General features: G+C 45.6%; 4 protein-coding genes. 2 read left to right on the forward strand and 2 right to left on the reverse strand.

Annotated features, from left to right (window positions below):
• A partial coding sequence (locus CKL79_RS22050; RefSeq protein WP_141242221.1) for a transposase occupies positions 1-912 on the forward strand: 912 nt, incomplete at its 5' end.
• Between the two features lie 24 nt (positions 913-936).
• Here the strand turns inward: CKL79_RS22050 and CKL79_RS22055 are convergent.
• Positions 937-1,863 carry a DUF4429 domain-containing protein gene (locus CKL79_RS22055; protein ID WP_121971664.1) on the reverse strand — a complete coding sequence of 309 codons (927 nt, stop codon included), beginning with the start codon at positions 1,861-1,863 and terminating at the stop codon, positions 937-939.
• A 582-nt stretch (positions 1,864-2,445) separates the two neighbouring features.
• Between CKL79_RS22055 and CKL79_RS22065 the strand changes: the two genes are divergently transcribed.
• Entirely contained in the window at positions 2,446-2,805 is a 360-nt protein-coding gene (locus tag CKL79_RS22065; RefSeq protein WP_121971666.1) for a hypothetical protein, read from the forward strand.
• Positions 2,806-2,868: 63 nt separating this feature from the next.
• On the opposite strand, the gene CKL79_RS22070 is transcribed toward CKL79_RS22065, so the two are convergent.
• A partial coding sequence (locus CKL79_RS22070; protein WP_170943920.1) for a transposase occupies positions 2,869-3,114 on the reverse strand: 246 nt, incomplete at its 5' end.

Genomic DNA, 3,114 nt, shown 5'->3' on the forward strand with positions numbered 1-3,114 from the left:
CTATTTGCCTATTTTCGCAGTAGTGAGCACAAGTCCCGGCAAAACTATCTCAAGCTCCTGCGTCATCCGTTTGAGGACTATGTGCTCAACGAATATGCCCAAGCCTACCTGAGCGCTCATGGGCTAGCGTCTCGCCATTTAGAGAAACTGAGCTTTTCTGAGCAGGTGATTTGTCAGGGTGAATCGGCATGGGCAGCTTATTTAGAGCGCCTTGATATCGTCACCCCGCTCGCGGTTAGGTTGGTCACCGAAGCGGCTTTGCTCGGCAGTGTGATTAGCCATGGGGTGTCACCTGAGTTGATTATCCTCAGTGATGGTGCGCCGCAGTTTGTCTTGTTCGTCCATGCCCTGTGCTGGATACATATGGAACGTACCCTGCGCAAATTGAGCGGCGAAACCCCTGCGCAGCTCAACGAAATTGAAGCCCTGCGCTATCAGCTGTGGGCCTACTACCAAGCCTTGAAGTTTTATCGCCAAGACCCCTCTGCTGACGATATACCTGCATTCAACCGAGGCTTTGATGCCATCTTTGCACAGACCTTCGAGGACAATGCGCCCTTAAACGCGGTGCTCAAGCAGTTTACCAACCACAAGGCAGAACTCCTGCGCGTCCTGGAGATGCCAGCGCTGCCTTTGCATACCAATGCCGCTGAATCTGATATTCGCGAGATGGTCACTCGTCGTAAGATTAGTGGCACCACTCGCCATGACTTGGGCAGGCAGGCGCGTGACACCTTTGTCGGCCTCAAAAAAACCTGTCGCAAGCTGGGCTTTTCGTTCTGGCAATATTTGACCTCCAGGCTCAAACACGATGACACTGTTCCCTTGTTGCCTGATGTCATTAGACAAAGAGCGGCTCAGGCAACGGCTCAGGCCCTGCCTGCTGAGTCGGCTTGTTTTGTTGCAAGCTAAAACAAGCTTGCCTTCTACCAGCGGTTATTGAGCTATTGCGTTTAGCCCGCAAATTATTGTCCAGGCTCCTATTCCTGAAAGCGTTAGGTTAACAACATTAGGGGAAAAGGAGTAATTGGGGATTTGTCTCATTTTCGCCTCTGCTAACCGGTTAGCTTCTATTCTCCTTTCTTCCAATGTCTCAAAGTCTGGTAAGTTGAGACTTCTAAAATCTACTGCCTCATCATCTATCACACTATCGACATAGCGTTTTACTTCCTTAAACTCTCTCTGCTGATGAGCTTCAAATAGTACAGTGTTTTCATCGTTAGCAGCGTTTCCTACACCACCCCTTGATTCGATTCCACCAAGAATAGAAAACTGTAAGAAACCAGTGGTTAAAGCGCCAACTTCCTTAAATTGAACCGCAGTAATACGATTAATTGGAATTTCTTTGTCGCCTGCCATTCCCTGACTTAAGAACCCCCAAAAGCCCTTTCTGGATATGATCACGCGCTTCCTAGTCAGTTTTATCTGACCATTCTTTCCTAATACTCCGTAGGGGAAATCTTTGTTTGCTTCTAAAGAGAGTTTCTTGTCAATAGGAGCCTTATCAACGTTGTCAGAAATCAGTTTAGAGGGAGAAAGTAAGTTTTTATCCTCTAAACTATAAGGAATACTAAATGAATTCTCCCAGCTAAAAAAATCTTTGCCTGTTTCCTTCCCAAAGAGCCTGACAGTGCTAATTCCATTTGGACTTAACTTCGTAAGGCCATTGCCTATTAATTTAACTGCTGAGTGCTGGTCTGGCGCTTGAGCTGCTTCTAGTAGGATTTCTAAACACCTGCCCTTCAAATTAGCTTTTGCTTCGATACCTTTGGTCTTAAGCTGACGATTGATTAAAGCAGCTATTGCTTTTGGGTTACCACCTTTTGATAAAGCTACAATATCTGGTGCCTGCTGAGAAGTCATAACTACGAAGCCACTAAGGAGTAGAACATTAGAACATTCTTAGAATTCCCTCTATCGTCCTCATGCTTACCAGGAGTTACGTAAAGGAGCGATATGGATTTTCCTTTAGTCGTTTGACCTAGCACTACAAGTCGAGATAAGGAATCGTTCTCAGCGTTCATCAACGCTGGCATTGATATCAAAGCCCCCACTGCTTTAAGCTTGATACCTTCACGCTGGTGAACCGACAAGCTACCCGGTATCCGATTATCGGGGTTTTCAGGTAACCACCACTGCCCCTCATGCTGGTTTGTTTCTGTACTCATATCTAATCTGAATTAAACCAAAGGCAACTACCCAGCTACCGCATCATTGCAGGTAACTGTACGTGAACCTGATTAATAATTTCTCAGAGCGGTGTGTGTTTTCACTGCGTAGGGTAGAGCTTGTAGAACTTAAGTCTTCGCTAACACGCATGTATGTACGTTTCTTCATACTTGTGTAAACATCCTGTTTGTTTTATTAGAAGAGCCAGTACGATACTTTACTCACTATGCATACTGTGATTTAGCAGATACACTTTCTTAAAGGGTCACTACCAAGATGGAGCTATCACTACTGGCTTTAGAAGCCGTAAAGATCGTAAGCTATGTAGCTAACAAAGCAACAGACGGTGCTTTAGAAAAAGCTGGTGCAAACCTTCTGGACTTCCTATCAAAAAGATTCCGAGGACGGTTAGCAGTACAGAGCACTGAGTCAAGGCGACTAGAAGCTGCGATCATAAGTGAGGCCGAATCTAACCCTGCATTCAAAAGTGAACTTGAAAAGTTAGTAGTTAACTATCAGCAGATTCAGAGTACTAACTACATCACTCAAAACACTGAGAAGGGTGTCAACATCAATGCTGCTAATAACGCTGGAACCGTAGTGGGGCAGCAGATACAGTCCCAATTTCGTCAATAATAATATATTTCTCGACCTCCAAAACTCAGATTTAAGGGCAAATAGGAACGTACTAGTGGAGCGTCAGAGCTTAATTTGAGGATAAATGGAAATCAGTTTACACCGAGCATCCTCAACTTTCATTTGCCAGTCAACCCCTCGTTGAGTGTTGTTGATATCCGTTGACCAAGCCGCAATTTCGCTGCGGATGGTTTCGATATCCTCGAATCGTCTACCGTCAACACATTGACGGGTCATCGCGCTCAGCTCGTTCTCTGCGACATTCAGCCAACTGCCATGCTTCGGGGTGTAGCAAAACTCAATGCGCCG

It is taken from the genome of Leptolyngbya sp. BC1307 (assembly GCF_002286735.1).
Lineage (GTDB): Bacteria > Cyanobacteriota > Cyanobacteriia > Phormidesmidales > Phormidesmidaceae > Phormidesmis.